Raw genomic sequence first — 20,302 nt, 5'->3', positions numbered from 1 at the left:
GGCGTGTTGATCTTTGTGAATAGAAATTTGTTCAATCTAGGGGCGATTAAATCGCGGCGCGAGGTTTGTAATCAAGTGGTTTCGGTAACTGCTCCTGCGTAACTCTAATGGCTTGCATCCCTGTAAGAGTAAGTAAAAACCGAGTAAAGCTTCTATGCCTAGCTCGCGCCTACTTAACTTCATCAATGTAAGTAACATGAAGGTTAATCATCCCTAAAAAGCCCCATTAGGGCGGCGCATATTTGTACTGCATTATCGCCTATTTATGGGAAATAATCACACGACATAGGCTCTGTTTTGCCTGAAAAACAAACACACAGCTAAAATTAAATCTCAAAAGATAAACTGCTCCTAGGCTAAAACTTTTATGAGGATTGGTACTATAAAAAATACCTATTTTAATTTACACAACGCTACGAGTGAGCAATTTAAGACTGTAACGATATAGTAAGGGGTTGCGTTTAGTATTATATCGCTCTAAAAACACAGCCATACAGCATTAAAAAACAACAATACAATTTAAAATCAGAGACTTACACTTAAAACTCATATAATAGCAGCAAGAGTAATTTGCATATAAGCAGCAGGCCGATTACCCGCAAACCCAATATTTTCCAGTCATAAATATCATTACGTGTGATTAATTATTCCAAATTCAAGTTAGTAAATATAATGTTATGGTCTCCTAAAATCGCAACGATTTTAAGTAAATACTTGCAAACCAAAGTAATGAGCAATACCGCTTAAAATATTTGTTACCGCAACTGAACTCAAAATAAGCCCCATTATTCTACTTATTATACTTGCACCACTGTCACCAATTAATTTATGCACATGCGTAGCTAAGAGCAATAAAATTAGGACAATAGCCAACACCGCTAACATCGTTGATGATGTTATTAGCTGCTCAACCCATGTATGCTCTTCGTTACGAGTCATCAACACGGCCCCCAACATAGCACCAGGGCTTGCTATAGAAGGAATAGCCAGTGGGAAAATGGCGGTCTCAGTGCTATCTCGAACACTTTTTATTTCTGTTTCTGGTTTGCTTTCACCAAATATCATTGAAAGTGCAAAAATAAGTAATACTATGCCGCCAGCAATTTGAAATGCTGAAAGCGGAATTTCTATGGCATTAAGTAGTTGCTCACCCGCTACAACAAAAAATAAAAGCACGATGGCAGATACACCTACGGCTTTAAATATTACTTTGCGCTTAAATTTTTCATCTTCACCGCGAGTAACTGCAATAAATACAGGCACAGTGCCAATGGGGTCTATCACCGCAAAAAAGAAGATAAATATAGCTAATAATTCATGCATTACTGGGTTTCCTAGATAAAAAGCGTCTAATAAAAACGCTGCAACTACAACACAGTATGTTAGTATATCACGGTAGCGTAAGGATAAGAGAATGATGAATATAGAATCACTCGTAGGTAAAGCAAAACAAGTATGTGATAACCGTGGCGCACGTTTCACACCCATTCGTGAGAAAGTATTTCGCTTACTCGCTAGTGCCCAAGGTGGCGTGGGGGCCTATGACTTACTTGAACAATTAAAAGTAACTGAGTCAGGTGCTAAACCCGCCACTATATATCGCGCCTTAGATTTTTTGGCCGAACTAGGCTTTATTCATAAAATTGAAAGCACAAATGCATTTATGCTGTGTCATCATTTTGATCATATTCATCCCGTACAGTTATTAATTTGCGATACTTGTGGTTTTGTAAAAGAGTTACACTCTACCGTTATTTCGCATGAGCTTAATAACTTAGCGGCTGAGGGTGGATTTGTTGTTTCAGGACAAACTATCGAAGCACATGGAAAATGTGATTCTTGTAGGACATCCTAGCCCTCAAAGTTACCCATATTGGCTATACTTAATATAATTATAGTCATTTTCATAGTATCAATTTAAGAGTAAGCAATATGAATGTAGAGTTCATCAATCCTTTTTTATCTTCTTTGATAAATGTATTAAGTACCATGGCTCAAACTCAATTAAAGCCAGGTAAGCCACGTATCAAAACAGATGAAATAGCCTGTGGTGATGTGTCTGGCCTTATTGGCATGGTAGGCCCACAAACTAAAGGTTCATTTTCAATTACCTTTGATGAAGAGCTTGCATTAACTATTATGGAACGCATGCTAGGCGAACGCCCTGATTCAATTGATGAAGAAGTAACCGATATGGTTGGCGAAATTACTAATATGGTTACCGGTGGCGCTAAAAATTTATTAGGTGAAAAAGGCTTTGATTTTGATATGGCAACACCTATTGTCGTATCAGGGAAAGGGCATACAATTACCCATAAAAGCCAAGGTAAAAAAATCATCATGCCATTCACTAGCGATGCTGGTAATGCAAATATTGAAGTTAGTTTCGATAAGCTATGAGTTGGCAACAAAAGGTCATAGTATTAAAACCTCGCTCGCGGGGTTTTCATTTAATTGACGACGAAATATTGTCTCAACTTCCTGAACTTACTACTTACACAGTAGGCTTGTTACACCTATTCATCCAACATACCTCCGCTAGCCTTACTATAAACGAAAATGCCGATCCTACGGTGCGTATGGATATGGAAAGCCATTTCAATAAATTCGTTCCTGAATGCCAGCCTTATTACCGCCATGATTATGAAGGCGATGACGACATGCCCGCACATATTAAAACCAGCACATTGGGCTGTGAGTTAACTATTCCTATTTCTAATGGGTATTTAGCACTAGGTACATGGCAAGGTATTTACTTAGGTGAACATCGCAACTCTGGTGGCGCTAGGCGTATTATAGCAACGATTCAGGGGGAGCGGCTTTAATAAAAGCTTCAGGTTTTAAATTATTGACTCCTCCTATCTCACTCATACCTCATAACTTCAAAGTACAATACCTTTATTGTAGGCGCAGAGCTCGCGCGAGAAGCGATAGCTTCTAACAACCAAAACTTTAATGCTGAATATTGCATATAGAATAAAGTAGATAAGAGAGATTTTAAATTATAATTTTATTTATGATTTTTAATACAGAGAATTTTGAAAGGATATAAAAAGATTGGAGCGGTACACGAGGCTCGAACTCGTGACCTCGACCTTGGCAAGGTCGCGCTCTACCAACTGAGCTAGTACCGCATTTTACTTCTTTTAATCACTACAATTTCTTTTGGTTAGAAATTGGAGCGGTACACGAGGCTCGAACTCGTGACCTCGACCTTGGCAAGGTCGCGCTCTACCAACTGAGCTAGTACCGCATTTTTACTTCTTTTAATCACTACAATTTCTTTTGGTTAGAAATTGGAGCGGTACACGAGGCTCGAACTCGTGACCTCGACCTTGGCAAGGTCGCGCTCTACCAACTGAGCTAGTACCGCATTTTTACTTCTTCAGTTATTTTACGTTGGTGCGCGACGGGTCGCGTTCAACATTCTAGCAACTGAGCTAGTACCGCATTTTTACTTCTTCAGTTATTTTACGCTTAAGCGCGACGGGTCGCGTTCAACATTCTAGCAACTGAGCTAGTACCGCATTTATTGATGGTAATTCAATCACTCAAACACACTAACCCCGCGTGGGTTATCGTCTTGAGCGGGGCAGGATTCTACAATAATACGGAGTGTTTGCAAGTGTTTTTTACAAATTAAAGAAATTTTCTCTATAGATTTTTAATTCCATAATCGAATCTTTAATATCGTCCAAAGCAAGGTGTGAGCCTTTTTTGTTCACTTTAGCAAGCACTTCAGGTTTCCAGCGACGTGCTAATTCTTTAATAGTACTTACGTCGAGATTTCGGTAATGGAAAAAGTCTTCAAGTTCACGCATGTATTTATTCATAAAGCGACGATCTTGCCCAATTGAATTACCACACATTGGTGATACACCCGCAGGCACCCACTGTTTTAAAAAATCTAACGTTTGCGCTACAGCATGCTCTTCATCGAAGGTACTTGCTTTGCAGCGCGCTGTTAACCCCGATTTACCATGCTGAGTCGTACACCACTCGTCCATACCATTTAGTAATTCATCATTTTGATGAATAGCTATAGTTGGCCCTTCGGCTAATATATTCAGGTCTGCGTCAGTGACAACCGTCGCAATTTCGAGTATTTTATCGGTCTCTGGTTCGAGTCCGGTCATTTCAAGATCGAGCCAAATTAAATTTGATTTATTAATAGTCATAATACCTAAGCGGTGCTTTCCTTTAGATCCAACGCATTTCGATATATCATATTAGCATCAACCGTCGAGCTAAAGCTTTTTTTAGGAAAAGCGACATTTAACTAAGGTTATAGGCCTCCAGTGGCAAAACAGAAAAAATTAAGTAAAGGCCAATCGCGTCAGATCAAGGCCAACCATCAAAAGCGTATTAATAGCGCTGACTCAAAACCAGCTAAAAAAGGCGCGCAAGAATGGCAAACCGATAATTTAGGTCAGGTCGAGAACGCAATTGTGATCAGTCGTTTTGGCCAACACGCCGATGTCGAAACACAGAACGGCGATGTACTGCGTTGTAATATACGCCGTACCGTGTCAAATTTAGTGTGTGGTGATGAGGTATTGTTTCGCCGTGCCAAAGTAAGTGAAGGTGATTTAGCCGGAGTAATTGAAGCCACGCAAGAGCGTCGTTCGCAACTTACCCGCCCTGACTTTTACGACGGCGTGAAAGTTATTGCAGCTAACATTGACCAAATACTCATGGTATCGGCGGTATTACCTGAGTTTACCCCAAGTATTATCGACCGCTATTTAATAGCCTGTGAAGATATGGGTATTGAGCCAATTTTAGTACTCAATAAAATAGATTTAATTGATGACGCAGGTCTTAGTGAAATACAAAAAGTTCTCGATATTTATCGTAAACTTGATTACCAAGTACTCCTTGTTAGTAATATATCGGGTAATGGTATTGATGAATTAAAAGAAGTCCTTGTTGGTAAAAATAACATTTTTGTTGGCCAAAGTGGTGTGGGTAAATCAACTCTTGTTAATACTGTATTACCTAACGCTGAAATATTAACTAAAGAAGTATCTGAAAACAGCGGCCTCGGCCAGCATACAACAACTGTTTCACGCCTTCACCATTTACCAAGTGGCGGTAACCTAATCGACTCACCAGGAATTCGTGAGTTTGGTTTGTGGCACTTAGATGTTGAGCGTGTAACGTGGTGTTTTAAAGAGTTTAGAGAATTTATTGGCGGATGCCGCTTTAGAGATTGCAAACATTTAAACGATCCGGGCTGTATAGTTAAAGAGGCAGTAGCCGATGGAAGAATTTCTCAATTGCGCTTTGATAGCTACCATCGAATTTTAGAAACAATGGCCGATGGCCGTGCAGGCGCCCGAGCGCCTCGCGTATAATTTAGGAAAAATACTGTGAGTTTAGACAAATTTAAAATCGCAATGCAGTACGCAATGCCAAAACATTTTATTTCACGCGTAGTAGGCAAATTAGCCGCTGCTAAAGCAGGCGCATTAACAACCACATTAATTAAGCTATTTATTAAGCAATACAAAATAGACATGAGCGAAGCCCAATACCCAGATCCTGCTCATTATAAAAGCTTTAATGAATTTTTTACTCGCCCTTTAAAAGACGGCATGCGCCCAATGAATGATGATAGCAATATCATCATTCATCCAGTGGATGGCGCAATCAGCCAGCTAGGTGATATTGTTGACGGACAGCTAATACAAGCTAAAGGTCACGATTACAGCTTACAAGCGCTACTAGGCGGCTCACAAGATGATACAACACCATTTTTAGGCGGTAAGTTTGCCACCATTTATTTAGCACCTAAAGATTACCACCGTATTCATATGCCAATTGATGGCACACTAAGCAAAATGATTTACGTGCCAGGTGATTTATTTTCAGTAAACCCACTTACAGCGCAAAACGTGCCTAACTTGTTTGCACGTAATGAACGAGTAGTCGCAATTTTTGAAACTGAGATTGGTCCGCTTGCTATGGTACTTGTTGGCGCAACAATTGTAGCCAGCATAGAAACTATTTGGGCAGGTACTGTCACGCCACCAGCTGGTAGCGATGTATTTAGTTGGAAATACCCAACCACTGGCGATAACGCTATCACGCTTAAAAAGGGTGAAGAAATGGGTCGCTTTAAATTAGGCTCTACTGTGGTACTTGCATGGGGTGCTGATAAGGCTGAAATACTGGACGATCAACTACCAGAAGTGGTTACTCGCTTAGGTACTGCGTTTGCAAAAATTAACGACTAAAATCAATCGTTAATTCGGAATCAAAAAAACCGAGTTTAATTAACGCGGTTTTTTATTTCTGTAGACGTAGAGCTTGCTCACGTTAAAAGCGTCAGCTTTTGGTTTATATGTAATTGTAGGCTGTAGCGTTTATATTTTTATGGACTTCGCCCATCACGCCAGCAAGCTGTGAGTCTACAGTTTGGTGCAAAAATTTTGATGTGTTGTAGACGTAGAGCTTGCTCACGTGAAAAGCGCAGCTTTTGGTTTATATGTAATTGTAGGCTGTAGCGTTTATATTTTTATGGACTTCGCCCATCACGCCAGCAAGCTGTGAGTCTACAGTTTGGTGCAAAAATTTTGATGTGTTGTAGACGTAGAGCTTGCTCACGTGAAAAGCGCAGCTTTTAGTTTCTTAAAGCCACATGTAGTAACAGGCACAAGCCCCTTCAAAACCTATTTTCCACACTCTTTACACTCTAAATCTTTAATCACTTTAAAATGCTGTTGCTTGAAAGTAAGCGCATCAAAGGTTATAAACACACACCCCTCTGCATGCCCCAGCAATAAATTGAGCGTAAGTTGCGCCTGCATAGAGCCTATTACACCCAGTAGTGGGCTAATTACCCCAGCATTACTGCAATTTATAACCGGTGTAGCTTCGCTTTGTGGAAAAACACAGCCATAACATGGGCTATCACTTTGCCTAAAATCAAAGCCCATTAACTGCCCTTTGGTTGCGAGTGCAGCACCAGAAATTAACGGTGTTTTATTAGCAATACAATAACGATTAACGCTATAGCGAGTGCTAAAGTTATCAGAGCAATCAAGTACTATGTCAGCACCTTTTAGAATATTAGTGGCGTTACTCTCATCTAACTTTTGGCAATGCGTTACTATGTTTATTTGATTATTCAGGCTCGCTAATACTTTACCCGCTGCAGCGACCTTGCTTTGTCCTAAGTGATTTATTTTATAAAGCACTTGGCGCTGTAAGTTTGAAAGCTCAACCTCATCATCGTCAATTAAAATAAGCGCTCCAACACCCGCAGCGGCCAAATATAAAAGTGCTGGGCTACCTAAACCACCAGCCCCAACTACTGCAACCGTTGAGGATTTAAGTGCTAACTGCCCTTCAAGCCCAACTTCTTCAAGCAATAAATGGCGGCTGTAACGCAGGGTTTCTTTATCGCTTAGCTCACTCACGTTTATCAGCCTTATTAGTATTACCCTTGTTAGTTTTAATTGGCACTGCTTATGGCCACTTGCAGAGCGCTTATAGCCTCTACGTAATTATCAGCCTCGGTAATCGCACGCACTACGGCAACACTGCCTACGCCTGTTTTAGCTACCTGCTCAGCACGGCTTAAATCAATCCCACCTATTGCTACTGTTGGGTAGCTTTGCATAAGCGGCACAAATTTAATCAGCTTTTCAAGACCTTGTATTTGCCCTGTCATGTCTTTGGTGGTGGTTGGGTAAATAGCACCAAATGCCATATAACTAGGGCGATAATTATGCGCACGTAGCATTTCATAAAAACCATGAGTAGAAAGCCCAAGCCTTAGCCCAGCGTCTTTAATTGCCGCTAAATTAGCAATGTCTAAATCCTCTTGCCCTAAATGCACGCCATATGCACCGTGCTTAATAGCTAACTGCCAGTAGTCGTTTATAAATACCTGTGCGTTGTATTGCTTGCCCAGCTCAACAGCTTGCTTAATGAGCCCATCAAGCTCATCTTGCGTTTTATTTTTAACGCGTAACTGCGCTGTTTTAATGCTTTGTTGTAAACACTTTTCTAACCAATCTGTGCTATCTACAACCGCATATAAGCCAAGAGATTTACTTTCGCAAGGAGCAAAATCAGCAGCCATATTAAAATCAAGCGGCACATCAAAATCTAGTTCATCGCCCAGCCAGCTACCGGGCTCAATTACTTGTGGGTAGTCAGCTAAATTAGTGGGGAACGATGTATGAGCAACCGGTCCAATCCCTTCGCCGTAGCGTACCGACTGTTTTAGCCCTTGGTTTATATACGCTTTAGCTAAAATAAAGGCATCTTTTAATGGGTAGTCTTTAGCTAAACACGCAGCAATTACTGAAGCCATGCTACACCCGGTGCCGTGGTTATGCGGTGTTTGTATTTTTTGATTACCTAACCAATATTCTTCGCCATTTTGTGTATTACTATCAATACAATAATCAATGCAGTAGCCACTTGGGTAATCCCAATGTCCGCCTTTAATAACAACGGCTTTTGCGCCCCAGCTTAATAGCTTATTAGCCGCTTCTTTTATTGCAGCCGGGCCAATTAAATACACACCGGTTAATAACTGTGTTTCATGGGTGTTTGGGGTTATTACATCCACCAGCGGCAGTAAACATTCTTTTATTGCACTTACTGTGTCCTCTTCTGTTAGTAAGTCACCGCTTGAAGCAATCGCAACAGGGTCATATACAATAACGGGAGGCACAGGCCACTTAGCTTTATAATGACTTATATGTTCGCTGATCAACTGAATTTGCTGCACATTGGCTAACATGCCAATTTTTATTACTTTGGCTTTCATGTCTTTTTCAAGCGCAAGTAACTGCGATTCAATAATATCGGTAGACACCGCATTAATAGCTTCTACGCCTAAACTATTTTGTGCAGTAAGCGCCGTAATTGCCGTGCAGCCATGTACACCAAAACTTTGCATTGCTTTTATATCAGCTTGAATACCTGCACCGCCGCCCGAATCAGAACCGGCAATTGTCCATACTACGTTATTCATATTCTTTCCTTCACTGCTGATGCCAAAATGGCATACCCATTGTTGGGGTTGATGGGGCTGCAACGTCTTTTTCCGGCATTGCTTTTGCTTGATATGCAAAGCGCCCCGCCTCTACTGCGGCTTTAAATGCGCGGCTCATAGTAATTGGGCAGCCCGCCCCTGCAATGGCTGAATTTAATAATACCGCATCATACCCCATTTCGAGTGCTTGGCAGGCATGCGATGGCAAACCTAAACCTGCATCTACTATTAATGTGGTATCGGGTAAACGCTCTCGGATAGTTTTTAAATTATAACTATTTAACAAGCCTTTACCGGTGCCTATTGGCGCACCCCACGGCATAAGCACCTCACACCCTAGCTCATTTAAGCGCTGACAAAGTACTAAATCATCGGTGCAATAAGGCAATACTTTAAAGCCATCATTAATTAATATTTTTGTGGCTTCAAGTAGCGCAAAAGGGTCAGGCTGTAAATTGTAATCATCGCCAATCAGCTCTAGCTTAATCCAGTCGGTGGCAAATACCTCTCGGCACATTTTTGCAAGCGTTATAGCTTCTTTAACGCTGTGGCACCCTGCGGTATTAGGGAGTATTTTTAAACCTGTATTTTTTATTAACTGCCAAAAGTCATCACCCGCTGCTGCACTTTGTTGGCGCCTAAGCGACACGGTTACAATTTCAGCGCCAGAGGCGACTATCGATTGGGTCATAATGTCGGGTGACGGATAAAGCGCAGAGCCTATCAATAAACGACTCTTTATTTGCTCTCCATAAATAGTTAAACAGTCTTTAGTTTGCATGAGCTTTATCCGCCTTGAATGGGTGACAGTAACTCAACACTGTCGCCTTCATTAAGTACATAGTTACTGTGCCGACTTTGTGGAATAAATTCGCCATTAACAGCCACAGCAAAAGGCGCAACTGCACCAAAACTTTGAAGTACCTCAACGAGCGCTTTGCTATTAACATTAAGTAGCTCGCCATTAATTGTAATGTTCATTTTATTCTCACTCTATTCGTGAAACTACTTGCGCCACTAATGCCGGTGCCAGCATATAACCATGACGATATAAGCCGTTAATGCTAATTACATTGCCAACTTGTGATACTTCTGGGCGGTTATCGCTAAATGCAGGGCGTAATCCGGCTTGAATATTAAGTAGTCGTGCTTCGGCAAATCCGCTGTGTACGGTATAAGCCGCTGAAAGTAACTCAAGAGTTGATCGCACTGTTGCGGCGCCGCTATCTTGCGATTCTATTTCGGTCGCACCAATTACATATTCATGATTAGGTTTAGGCGCTATATAAATTGGGTAACGCGGATGCATTAAACGCACAGGTCGCGTTAAATTTACTTCAGGTGCATATAGCCTTGCTACTTCACCGCGCACACCTCTAAGCGGTTTATCGCTTTTAGCACCAAGCCCACGACAATCAATAATGTAGTCAAATGGTCGATTATTTATTTCGCCGTTTTTAATGGTTACGCGCTGGTTAAACACACACTTAACTTTGCGCTTGTTGAGCATGGTAAAACTTGCTTTATAAAAGGCTTGGTTATCTATTTGCCCCTCGCAGGGTAAAAATAGACCTTGGTTAAACCGATTAGCAAGCTCTGGCTCTAACTGCGCTATTTGCTGAGCATTCAATGCCTGAGCGCTGTGCCCTGCTATAGGCTTTATTCTCTGGGTAAAGCTTTGTAAATCGCCTTTATCTTGCTGATGCGCAACGACCAATGTGCCTTGCTGCTGAAAAAAAACTTCACTTTCAAGTTCTGCAATAATGCCCGGCCAGCGTTTCATTGAATCAAGCCCCATTAAAGCTAAATCAGCCTCACACAATACCGACTCAGCAAGCGGGGCAAGCATTGCTGCTGCCACTTTACCGGCGCTATTTGGGGTTTGCTCGTCGTCTGCTTCAAACACCGTTACATGATGCAACTTACTTAGCTCAAGGGCAGCTAAGCGCCCTGCTAAACCAAAACCCACCACAGCAATGTTATAAAACATAAAACCTCCAAAAGCAGTTATTAGTAGGTGCGAACTCACTCGCACTTCTTCAATGTTTAAAGAAGCGAGGTATAAAACCTCACCTACATCTGTATCTAACTTATTGCTATACCGCTTTGTGGTAAATTTCTGAGCCTGTTTGCTTAAACTCAGCAGATTTAGCTTTCATTTCGGCTTCTACATCAATCATTTTTATTTCAATAGCGTCGCCAGCGTCATTTGGATCAATACCGCGTGTTTCTAAATCTTTAGCGTAATCGCGTACTTCTTGGCTAATTTTCATAGAGCAAAATTTAGGGCCACACATAGAGCAAAAGTGAGCCACTTTGCCTGACTCTTGTGGAAGGGTTTCGTCGTGATACTCGCGAGCACGGTCTGGATCTAAACCTATATTAAATTGGTCATGCCATCTAAACTCAAAACGCGCTTTTGATAAGGCGTTATCACGCTCTTGCGCGCCAGGGTGCCCTTTTGCTAAATCGGCGGCATGCGCTGCAATTTTGTAAGTAATTAAACCTTCTTTAACATCTTCTTTATTTGGCAGACCCAAATGCTCTTTAGGTGTTACATAACAAAGCATTGCACAGCCGTACCATGCTATTTGGGCCGCCCCAATACCTGAGGTGATATGATCGTACCCTGGTGCAATATCGGTCGTTAACGGGCCTAAAGTGTAAAATGGCGCTTCGTCGCAATGCTTTAATTGCTCATCCATATTGGCTTTAATCATGTGCATTGGCACATGCCCTGGGCCTTCAATAAATACTTGTACGTCGTGCTTCCACGCAATTTTAGTCAGTTCACCTAATGTGCGCAGCTCACTAAACTGCGCTTCATCGTTGGCATCAGCAATAGAGCCTGGACGAAGTCCATCACCGAGTGAAAAACACACATCGTATTGTTTTAAAATTTCGCAAATGTCTTCAAAGTGCGTGTATAAAAAGTTTTCTTTGTGATGCGCTAAACACCACTTAGCCATAATTGAGCCACCGCGCGACACAATACCGGTTACACGTTTAGCGGTCATTGGTACATAACGCAGTAATACACCCGCATGAATAGTAAAGTAATCAACACCCTGCTCGGCTTGCTCAATTAGCGTATCGCGAAAAATTTCCCACGTTAAATCCTCAGCCACACCGTTTACTTTTTCAAGCGCTTGATAAATCGGTACTGTCCCAATAGGTACAGGCGAATTACGCACAACCCATTCGCGCGTTTCGTGAATGTAACGGCCCGTTGATAAGTCCATCACGGTGTCTGCCCCCCAGCGGGTAGACCACACCATTTTTTCTACTTCTTCTTCAATAGATGAGCTGACCGACGAGTTACCAATGTTGGCGTTAACTTTAACTAAAAAGTTACGACCGACAATCATAGGCTCTGTTTCTGGATGGTTTATATTATTTGGTAAAATAGCGCGACCACGGGCTATTTCGTCGCGTACAAACTCTGGGGTAATAAATTCAGGAATACTCGCACCAAACGACTCGCCTTTATGCTGCGCGGCTAGTAATTCTTTACGAATTTCTGCACGTCCCATATTTTCGCGAACGGCTACGTATTCCATTTCAGGAGTAATAATCCCTTGGCGTGCGTAGTGCATTTGCGTTACGTTTTTACCAGCGACACCACGGCGAATTTTTGGCAAGTGATCAAAGCGAATATGATCCAGCCCTTCATCTGCCATGCGCTGCTGCGAAAACTGCGACGTCACTGATTCTAAAATTTCAGTGTCACCACGGTTTTCAATCCATTGTTCACGAAATTTTGGTAAGCCTTTACGCACGTCTAGTTCAAAATTAGGATCGGTATACGGGCCCGACGTATCGTAAACGCGAAGCGGATCGTTTGACTCATAAACAGGGTTTTCATCTGTACCGCCAATAAACGTATCACTTAACGTGATTTCACGCATACCAACGCGCACGCCTGGTTGAGTACCTTCAACGTATACTTTATGAGAATTTGGGAACGGTTGACCCGTTAAGTTATAAATATATTCAGACGCGGCAGCGCGAGTTTCTCGGCGTGACGCTTTATTTGTAGTATTTGACATGACTTGCCTCATTGCTTAAGGGTTGTCTTGTCAGATATTCCGAGGAATAGAGAAAGATCGTAAAGTAGCGTACATGCTACTTTGCAGCCTAAAAAAACAAAATCACTTTATTGTGCGCATAAAAAAAGACGCACAAGCGTCCTATTTTAGGCAGCTTGTTCCCTACGCAGGTATTAACCTGATCAGGTTCACGGATCCCGCTTTCGCGATCTCAGCCACAAACTAATTACTTAGCTTTGGCACTCCGACAAGTATTGATATATAAATTTTGTTCGTCGATTCGAAGATGTTATTCAACAAATCTGCGCTGAGTGTACGTCAGTTAAAAACTGCCCGCAAGGGGCTGTTTTTCAAAAACTTAAAATTATTTAGGGATAAACACAAATGTTTGCTCGCCTTGCATGACTAATTGCTGGTCTTGCATTTTAAGCTCTGCGCCTTGATTTAAGGCTTGTAATAACTGCTGCTCAAACTCATCAAGTTCTTTTCCGCACGACTTGCGCGTCATACCTAATTTACTTACGGTAAGATTACTTTCTTCAAGCGAGCCCTCACCAAAAAATTTGTTACAGCCAGCAAAACCATTTACTTGCAGCGCTTCAATAAAGCTCATTGATGCGTTAAAAGAGGGTGGAATTGCTAAACCATCAACATGTGATAATTGCCATTGGGTGTATTTTAGCTGCTCACTGGTAACCGTCCCTGTCGATGCGCAACCAACACATAAACCGATTATAAGCATCGGTATTGCTGCTAATTTCATGCTACTACTAACTAATTGTCTAATTACTGTAATAATAACAATATTTATGCGATTTATCCGTTAAAAATGCATGTTTAAAATGTAAATTTTTGTTCTATGATAGTTCAAAAGTTACGCTACTACGCACTAAGTTGTAGTTTTGAATACATTATCTATTTGCTCAGGCAAAAATGGGCGGCCTTTTTCATTAACCGACGTTCCTATTATTAGTGCATTGAGCATTACTTTTTCATCATATTTACGAACAACCGTTTGCTTAAAAGCAAATTTAAGGCGACTTATGCGCTGCGGCTCTACAGCCACATAAAACTCATCACCCGGTAAGAGCGAATGCTTATAATCCATTTCGCTGCGCATCACGACTAGATTAATTTTATCTTTTGCTAACTGAGCAAAATCAATACCATTTGCGTATAAAAATTCGTGGCGAGCGTGCTCCAAATAATTAAAATACACACTGTTATTTACAATGCCTTGTAAGTCACATTCGTAATCACGCACTTTAAAGTCAACTTTAAAGGTCATATTAATAATCCTAATTATTTAACGTATAATTGCCGAGTTTATAGCACATGTGCTCAAATAATTGCTACCATACGAGTCCCTAAAATGGAGTTAAGTAACCTAATGAACTTACGTTTGTCTTTAATTACCGCAGCACTTTTACCGCTGCTTGGTGCACCACTTGCAGCTAACGCTGACGATAGCAACCTAGAAAGAATTGTTGTAACTGGCGATTTTCAACGCGAAAGCATTCAAACCTTAAGCGCGAGTGCGAGCTTATTCAGCGAAGAAGAAATTAATCTACGTGGTGCAAGTTACTTAGACGAAATATTAGGCAGTACCGCCAATGTAAACTTTACTTCTGGCGCGTCGCGCGGACGCTATATCCAAATCCGTGGCGTGGGGCTTCGCTCACAATTTGTAGACCCGATTAATCCATCAGTTGGTTTAGTTATTGATGGTATTAACTATTCTGGCCTTGGTGGCAGCTCATTATTATTTGATATAGACCAAGTAGAAATTTATCGCGGCCCACAAGGCACTCGCTTTGGCGCAGACGGTATGGCCGGCATGATCCAAATGGGTTCAGCTAAAGCCACAAGCGATCCAAGTTTAAAATTACAAGTAGGTGCTGGCACCTACAATACACGTGAAGCAGGCATTGCAGCAAGCACAGGCTTAACAGATGACTCTAGCGCACGCGTTAGCTACTTTCGCAGAAAGTCAGACGGTTACGTAGATAACCTGTACTTAAATGACGAAACACAAAATCAAGACGAGCAAGTAGCGCGTTTTAAATTAAACAGCCAGCTTACAAAGCATTTAAATACTGAGTTAAACCTTCACTATATTGACATAAACAATGGTTACGATGCGTTTACGCTTGATAACAGCCGCAATAGTGTTGCCGATGAACCAGGCCAAGATAATCAACAAAGCTACGCTATAGGCGTTAATAATACTTACACGGGTTTTGACGCTTTTGATGTAAATCTAAACCTATCGGCTATTGATACCGAGTTACTTTACAGCTTTGACGAAGACTGGGGTTGTAACGATACAAGTGAACCACAGTTATGTGCTGCTGGTTTACATCCTGATGGATACAGCTCAACAGATCTTTACAGCCGCGATCGCGACGATCAGTCTGTAGATTTACAGTTTAATTCTAAAACAGGTAACTGGGTTGCGGGTATTTATTACCAAAACCGTGATGTTGATTTAGAGCGCCAATACACATGGTTAGCAAGCCCATTTACATCAACATACGAAACGAGTAACGTTGCAGTATATGGTCAAGTAGCGACTCCAATTGGTCCTAAAACAACACTCATTACAGGTTTACGTGTAGAGCAATACCAAGGTAACTACACCGATAGCAATGGCTTTATACAAGACACTGACGATGTAATGGTTGGCGGTAAAATTGCGCTAGAGTATCAAGTAATTGACCGCACTATGATCTACACCAGCATAACCCGTGGCTACAAAGCCGGTGGTATTAATTCAGAAGCGCTTGCTAAAGCGAAAGATGAAGGCTTAAACCTAAGCGCTGATTTTTTCCAGCAACACACCAGTTTCGACCCTGAATATTTATGGAGTGGCGAATTCGGCGTTAAAGGCTCATCACTTGATGACAAATTTACACTTCGCTTAGCTGCATTTTACATGCACCGCGATGATATTCAGTTAAAAGCATGGCAAGTAGAAGGTCAGCAATTTACCGGTTATGTTGATAACGCAAGTTCTGGCAGCAATTACGGACTAGAAGTTGAAGGTAGTTACCAACTAACTGATAATCTGTTTTTAACAGGTAGCGCTGGTTACTTAAACACTGAAATAGACGACTTTGTAACACAATCAGGCTTAAATCAAGACGGTCGTGAACAGGCACAGTCACCTAAATACCAATATGCGTTTACTGCTCGTTATAACTTTACTAATGAGCTTTACGGTATGGTTGGTATTGAAGGTAAGGACGATTACTATTTTTCTGATAGTCATAACTCACAGGCACCAAGCAGTAACTTAGTTAATTTAAGCTTTGGCTATGAAGCAGACATGTGGGCAGTTCGCGCATGGGCTCGTAACGTGTTTGACGAAACAGTCCCTACACGTGGTTTTGAATTTGGTAACGACCCACAAGATGGCTACGCAACACATACCTACACACAATTAGGTGAGCCTCGCGTAGCAGGTGTTACGTTTACACTTAATCTGTAAAGCATAGCCGTTGGCTTTCAAATGAAAGCTACAGCAAGCAATAAAAACACCGCGTTTAAATTAAACGCGGTGTTTTTATTTGTAGGTGAGGTTTTATACCTCGCTTTTTATAAAGTTAAATTACATGAGCGCGAAATAAATTCGCACCTACAGGCTTGATGTTTATTTGTAGGTGAGGTTTTATACCTCGCTTTTTATAAAGTTAAATTACACGAGCGCGAAATAAATTCGCACCTACAGGTTGGGCGTAGGTTGTTGGGGTTGATGTTTATTGTAGGTGAGGTTTTATACCTCGCTTATTTATAAAGTTAAGTTGCACGTGCGCGAAATAAATTCGCACCTAAAGGTCAAGCATCACACTCTTTGCATATCAAACATAAATAATAATAAAATGTGTTGTAGACGTAGAGCTTGCTCACGTGAGAAGCGAAGCTTCTTATTACTTTAAACTAACCAAATAAAAAGACCTTAAAGCTTCGCTTTAACGCGCCAGCAAGCTGTGCGCCTACAAGTCCAGCATTACGCTCTTTGCACATCAAACGCTATTACGTCTTTAATTTTTTCTTTATTTGTTGCGAGCATTACAAGCCTATCAATCCCCAAAGCCACCCCTGCGCACTGTGGTAATCCATGCTCCAGCGCTTTAATTAAACGCGTATCCATTGGTACTTGTTTTAAACCGTTTACAGCGCGGTATGCGTTATCTTCATTAAAACGTTTAGCTTGCTCGCTGGCATTAGTGAGTTCGTTAAAACCATTCGCTAATTCCATATTTTTATAATAAAGCTCAAAGCGTCCTGCTACGCGTGCATCGTGTTCACAAATTTGTGCAAGTGCCGCTTGAGAAGCTGGAAAATGATACACAAAACATGGTTTTTCTTGTCCTATTGTGGGCTCCACTTTCATACAAAATAATAATTGCAGTAAGGTATCTTTATGCGTTTCATTTTGGGCTATATCAGCAAACCCATGCTCACACGCTAGTTGCTTTAATTGCTCTATGTTCGCTGTTAGCGGATCGAGCCCTAATGCTTGTTCAAACGCTTGCTGATAAGTAAGCCTTGTTGCCGGCTCGACATCTAAAACAAGCCGCATTAGCTCATCCATTTCATCCATAAGTGCAAATTCATCAAAGCCTGGGCGATACCATTCCAGCATTGTAAATTCAGGATTGTGATGACTACCGGCTTCTTCATTTCTAAATGCTTTACAAAGCTGAAAAATAGCGCCTGAGCCTGCCGCTAACAAGCGTTTCATAGCAAACTCTGGAGATGTTTGTAAAAATAGAGGAAGCCCACCTGCGTGCCCTGGACCTACAAATTTGGTATTAAAACTAGCTAAGTGCACATCGGTTACACTGGCAGCACTTAAGCTTGGCGTTTCGACTTCTAAAACATCACGTGCATAAAAAAATTCACGGATGCTACGTAATATCACTGCGCGTTGTTTTAGTGTTTCAATGCTTGCGCTTGGGGCCCAAAGATCTGCTGACATATTTTCTCCAAAAAAAATCCCAGCGTAAGCTGGGATTTTATAAACAATGTTAAAGCTTACTTAACACGGCTTACGTATTCACCGTTACGAGTGTCTACTTTAATTACTTCGCCAATTTGTACGAATAATGGAACTCGTACCACAGCGCCTGTGCTAAGCGTTGCTGGTTTACCACCAGTACCCGCTGTGTCGCCCTTAAGGCCAGGATCTGTTTCAGTGATCTCAAGCTCAACAAAGTTAGGTGGTGTAACAGCAATAGGGCTGCCGTTCCATAATGTGATTGTACATAAATCATTTTCAACTAACCATTTAACAGCATCGCCTAGTGCTTTTTCGTCAGCGGCAATTTGCTCAAATGTTTCGTTGTTCATGAAATGCCAAAATTCGCCGTCTGTGTATAGATACGCTAAATCTGTATCCATTACATCAGCACCTTCAACTGATTCACCCGATTTAAAGGTTTTTTCAAGCACCTTACCAGAGATAAGTTTACGGATACGAACACGGTTGAACGCCTGGCCTTTACCAGGTTTTACCATTTCATTTTCTAAGATACTGCAAGGCTCGCCGTCCATCATAATTTTTAGGCCGCCCTTGAACTCGTTGGTGCTATAATTCGCCATCGTTTCCTCTATTTATATTTTTTCGAGTAATCTACATGCCAATGATACAAAGAAATGAAGCAAATTTGCATAAAAACTGGCAAAAAGAATTAGCAAATGTAGTTACCTGCCCAAAGACCTTGCTTGAAATGGTCGGTTTATCGAGCCAAGTCCATGAAAACGACCTAAAAGCCCGTAGTTTATTTCCGGTACGCGTGCCTATCCCTTTTATAAAAAAAATACGCAAAGGCGATCCAAACGATCCTCTTTTGCTACAAGTAATGCCACGCCATCAAGAATTTTTGACTAAATCGGGTTTTAATAAAGATCCCCTACTTGAGCAAGACAACGACCAACCAGGCCTTTTACATAAGTATAAATCACGTGTTTTGGTGATGTTTAAAACCGGCTGTGCAGTAAATTGTCGTTACTGCTTTAGAAGGCATTTTCCATATCAAGAAAACCAACTTAATAAAAAAAGTCTGCTTGAAACACTAAGCTACATAAAATCAGATGCTGATATAAACGAAGTGATTTTAAGTGGCGGCGATCCACTTATGGCCAAAGATGATGCAATAAGCTGGTTTTTAGATGAGCTTGAGCAATTACCACAAATTAAACGAATGCGAATTCATAGCCGTTTACCTGTTGTTATTCCTGCACGTATTACCAATGAGTTATGTGAGCGATTAGCAAAATCGCCATTAAAAATCATTTTTATTAATCACATAAACCACGCCAACGAAATAGACGCTGATTTTAAAGCAGCTATGCAAAAGCTTAAACAAGCAAACGTAACGCTTTTAAACCAAGCTGTAATTTTAAAAGATGTGAACGATACGCTCGATGCGCAAATAAATTTAAGCGAAGCGTTATTTGACGCAGACGTATTACCGTATTATTTGTATTTGCTCGATAAAGTTGAAGGGGCCAGCCACTTTGATATTAACGAAGAAGACGCTATAAAAATAATGGCAGAGCTATTAAAAGCCCTGCCTGGATTTTTAGTGCCTAAATTAGTTAGAGAAATAGGTGGTCAAAAAAGCAAAACACCTATCGATCTTAAGCTAATTTAAACATATATATTTACGTTGTTACCCAATGATGCAGTTACCGACTTAGCCGGTGTTTGTGCACTTGACGATTGTGCAGCACCTTCAATAAGTGCAAGTGCTGCTGCGCCATCTGCTAGTTGCTGCTTTTTAGATAAAGCAGCGCTATAAAGCTCACTGCCTTGGCCTGAGCCAGAAACAGCGGGTAAACTTGTGCCTGATATATTCATATAACAAACCTGACTTTTAAATGTAATCCAAGTATTATGTCGGCCATGCAGTACAAAGCTTTAGGAAAACCATGGATTCAATTATTGAACAACTCAATACTAATTTAAAAATTGTTTATCGTCAGGCGCTTGATGCCGACAAAAAACTCGATGAACTACAACAGCAAGGCCATGGCAAATTTAAAGCCTTATTTGCACAAGATGCTGGTTTTAGCTTTGAAGCTAAACGCTTTAAGCCGTATGTTCTTGACGTAGCCGCTGACGTTGAAAGCTTATCTAACGATGGTTTTGATGAAGAAAAACTTAAAACAACCGTTATTAAGTTACAACAAATACTCACGCTGTTAGCTACTTTTAAGTAAAGCTTAA

Annotated in this window: 21 protein-coding genes, 3 tRNA genes and 1 riboswitch; of the genes, 8 read left to right on the top strand and 16 right to left on the bottom strand. The window is 41.1% G+C overall.

Translation table 11 applies throughout. The features are described from left to right. Positions 1-702: 702 nt before the first annotated feature. Positions 703-1,323 (bottom strand): MarC family protein, encoded by a 621-nt coding sequence (locus tag DO88_RS02530; RefSeq protein WP_007378742.1) that lies wholly within the window; start codon positions 1,321-1,323, stop codon positions 703-705. A gap of 94 nt (positions 1,324-1,417) precedes the next feature. Here DO88_RS02530 and DO88_RS02535 point away from each other — a divergent pair, with 94 nt between their 5' ends. The 3 genes from DO88_RS02535 to DO88_RS02545 all read left to right on the top strand — a co-directional run bounded on the left by DO88_RS02535 (position 1,418) and on the right by DO88_RS02545 (position 2,825). Continuing rightward, positions 1,418-1,855 carry a transcriptional repressor gene (locus tag DO88_RS02535; protein WP_033015589.1) on the top strand — a complete coding sequence of 146 codons (438 nt, stop codon included), beginning with the start codon at positions 1,418-1,420 and terminating at the stop codon, positions 1,853-1,855. Between the two features lie 77 nt (positions 1,856-1,932). Next, positions 1,933-2,400: a chemotaxis protein CheX gene (locus tag DO88_RS02540; RefSeq protein WP_007378744.1), complete on the top strand. Its 468-nt coding sequence runs from the start codon at positions 1,933-1,935 to the stop codon at positions 2,398-2,400. Next, entirely contained in the window at positions 2,397-2,825 is a 429-nt protein-coding gene (locus DO88_RS02545; protein WP_008135799.1) for a secondary thiamine-phosphate synthase enzyme YjbQ, read from the top strand. The genes DO88_RS02540 and DO88_RS02545 overlap by 4 nt, the downstream gene beginning before the upstream one ends. 233 nt (positions 2,826-3,058) lie before the next feature. On the opposite strand, the gene DO88_RS02550 is transcribed toward DO88_RS02545, so the two are convergent. The 4 genes from DO88_RS02550 to orn form a co-directional block, all read right to left on the bottom strand. Then, a tRNA-Gly gene (locus DO88_RS02550) sits at positions 3,059-3,134 on the bottom strand. A gap of 43 nt (positions 3,135-3,177) precedes the next feature. Continuing rightward, positions 3,178-3,253: transfer RNA gene (locus DO88_RS02555), tRNA-Gly, on the bottom strand. A gap of 44 nt (positions 3,254-3,297) precedes the next feature. Continuing rightward, a tRNA-Gly gene (locus DO88_RS02560) sits at positions 3,298-3,373 on the bottom strand. 259 nt (positions 3,374-3,632) lie between these two features. Continuing rightward, positions 3,633-4,178, bottom strand: coding sequence for an oligoribonuclease (orn, locus tag DO88_RS02565; RefSeq protein ID WP_007378746.1), 546 nt, complete (start codon positions 4,176-4,178; stop codon positions 3,633-3,635). 120 nt (positions 4,179-4,298) lie between these two features. Here orn and rsgA point away from each other — a divergent pair, with 120 nt between their 5' ends. Together rsgA and asd are read left to right on the top strand one after the other, a co-directional pair. Beyond that, on the top strand, positions 4,299-5,357 hold the full coding sequence (gene rsgA, locus DO88_RS02570) for a small ribosomal subunit biogenesis GTPase RsgA (protein WP_033040740.1): 1,059 nt from the start codon (positions 4,299-4,301) through the stop codon (positions 5,355-5,357). A 15-nt stretch (positions 5,358-5,372) separates the two neighbouring features. Further along, complete coding sequence (gene asd / locus DO88_RS02575; protein WP_033040738.1) at positions 5,373-6,239, top strand: archaetidylserine decarboxylase; 867 nt, start codon at positions 5,373-5,375, stop codon at positions 6,237-6,239. 435 nt (positions 6,240-6,674) lie between these two features. On the opposite strand, the gene DO88_RS02580 is transcribed toward asd, so the two are convergent. The 8 genes from DO88_RS02580 to DO88_RS02615 all read right to left on the bottom strand — a co-directional run bounded on the left by DO88_RS02580 (position 6,675) and on the right by DO88_RS02615 (position 14,353). After that, positions 6,675-7,424 carry a HesA/MoeB/ThiF family protein gene (locus tag DO88_RS02580; protein WP_157600367.1) on the bottom strand — a complete coding sequence of 250 codons (750 nt, stop codon included), beginning with the start codon at positions 7,422-7,424 and terminating at the stop codon, positions 6,675-6,677. Positions 7,425-7,459: 35 nt separating this feature from the next. Further along, positions 7,460-8,995, bottom strand: coding sequence for a thiamine phosphate synthase (gene thiE, locus DO88_RS02585; protein WP_033040734.1), 1,536 nt, complete (start codon positions 8,993-8,995; stop codon positions 7,460-7,462). 10 nt (positions 8,996-9,005) lie between these two features. Further along, on the bottom strand, positions 9,006-9,797 hold the full coding sequence (locus DO88_RS02590) for a thiazole synthase (protein ID WP_024592345.1): 792 nt from the start codon (positions 9,795-9,797) through the stop codon (positions 9,006-9,008). Positions 9,798-9,802: 5 nt separating this feature from the next. Further along, positions 9,803-9,997 carry a sulfur carrier protein ThiS gene (gene thiS, locus DO88_RS02595; protein WP_002960781.1) on the bottom strand — a complete coding sequence of 65 codons (195 nt, stop codon included), beginning with the start codon at positions 9,995-9,997 and terminating at the stop codon, positions 9,803-9,805. Positions 9,998-10,004: 7 nt separating this feature from the next. After that, on the bottom strand, positions 10,005-11,006 hold the full coding sequence (locus DO88_RS02600; protein WP_033031963.1) for an FAD-dependent oxidoreductase: 1,002 nt from the start codon (positions 11,004-11,006) through the stop codon (positions 10,005-10,007). 106 nt (positions 11,007-11,112) lie between these two features. Beyond that, complete coding sequence (gene thiC / locus DO88_RS02605) at positions 11,113-13,065, bottom strand: phosphomethylpyrimidine synthase ThiC (RefSeq protein ID WP_033031961.1); 1,953 nt, start codon at positions 13,063-13,065, stop codon at positions 11,113-11,115. Between the two features lie 142 nt (positions 13,066-13,207). Further along, a riboswitch (TPP riboswitch) is annotated at positions 13,208-13,322 on the bottom strand. 107 nt (positions 13,323-13,429) lie between these two features. Next, on the bottom strand, positions 13,430-13,828 hold the full coding sequence (locus DO88_RS02610; protein WP_033023856.1) for an META domain-containing protein: 399 nt from the start codon (positions 13,826-13,828) through the stop codon (positions 13,430-13,432). Between the two features lie 126 nt (positions 13,829-13,954). Next, positions 13,955-14,353 carry an acyl-CoA thioesterase gene (locus tag DO88_RS02615; RefSeq protein WP_008135779.1) on the bottom strand — a complete coding sequence of 133 codons (399 nt, stop codon included), beginning with the start codon at positions 14,351-14,353 and terminating at the stop codon, positions 13,955-13,957. Between the two features lie 102 nt (positions 14,354-14,455). On the opposite strand from DO88_RS02615, the gene DO88_RS02620 reads away from it, so the two are divergent. Then, positions 14,456-16,555: a TonB-dependent receptor gene (locus tag DO88_RS02620; protein WP_033040733.1), complete on the top strand. Its 2,100-nt coding sequence runs from the start codon at positions 14,456-14,458 to the stop codon at positions 16,553-16,555. 519 nt (positions 16,556-17,074) lie between these two features. On the opposite strand, the gene epmA is transcribed toward DO88_RS02620, so the two are convergent. Together epmA and efp are read right to left on the bottom strand one after the other, a co-directional pair. Then, complete coding sequence (epmA, locus tag DO88_RS02625) at positions 17,075-18,049, bottom strand: elongation factor P--(R)-beta-lysine ligase (RefSeq protein WP_033040731.1); 975 nt, start codon at positions 18,047-18,049, stop codon at positions 17,075-17,077. 56 nt (positions 18,050-18,105) lie between these two features. Next, on the bottom strand, positions 18,106-18,672 hold the full coding sequence (gene efp, locus DO88_RS02630) for an elongation factor P (protein ID WP_024596699.1): 567 nt from the start codon (positions 18,670-18,672) through the stop codon (positions 18,106-18,108). A gap of 41 nt (positions 18,673-18,713) precedes the next feature. Here efp and epmB point away from each other — a divergent pair, with 41 nt between their 5' ends. Beyond that, complete coding sequence (gene epmB / locus DO88_RS02635) at positions 18,714-19,727, top strand: EF-P beta-lysylation protein EpmB (protein ID WP_033040741.1); 1,014 nt, start codon at positions 18,714-18,716, stop codon at positions 19,725-19,727. On the opposite strand, the gene DO88_RS02640 is transcribed toward epmB, so the two are convergent. Then, complete coding sequence (locus DO88_RS02640; protein ID WP_002960797.1) at positions 19,724-19,933, bottom strand: hypothetical protein; 210 nt, start codon at positions 19,931-19,933, stop codon at positions 19,724-19,726. The two genes, epmB and DO88_RS02640, sit on opposite strands and share 4 nt — an antisense overlap. Before the next feature lie 71 nt (positions 19,934-20,004). On the opposite strand from DO88_RS02640, the gene DO88_RS02645 reads away from it, so the two are divergent. Continuing rightward, positions 20,005-20,295 (top strand): hypothetical protein, encoded by a 291-nt coding sequence (locus tag DO88_RS02645; protein ID WP_002960798.1) that lies wholly within the window; start codon positions 20,005-20,007, stop codon positions 20,293-20,295. Positions 20,296-20,302: the final 7 nt, after the last annotated feature.

The organism is Pseudoalteromonas sp. S3431 (assembly GCF_000690035.1).
Lineage (GTDB): Bacteria > Pseudomonadota > Gammaproteobacteria > Enterobacterales > Alteromonadaceae > Pseudoalteromonas > Pseudoalteromonas fuliginea.
The sequence above is the reverse complement of the archived record's forward strand: the minus strand, read 5'-3'. Positions and strand labels throughout refer to the sequence as shown.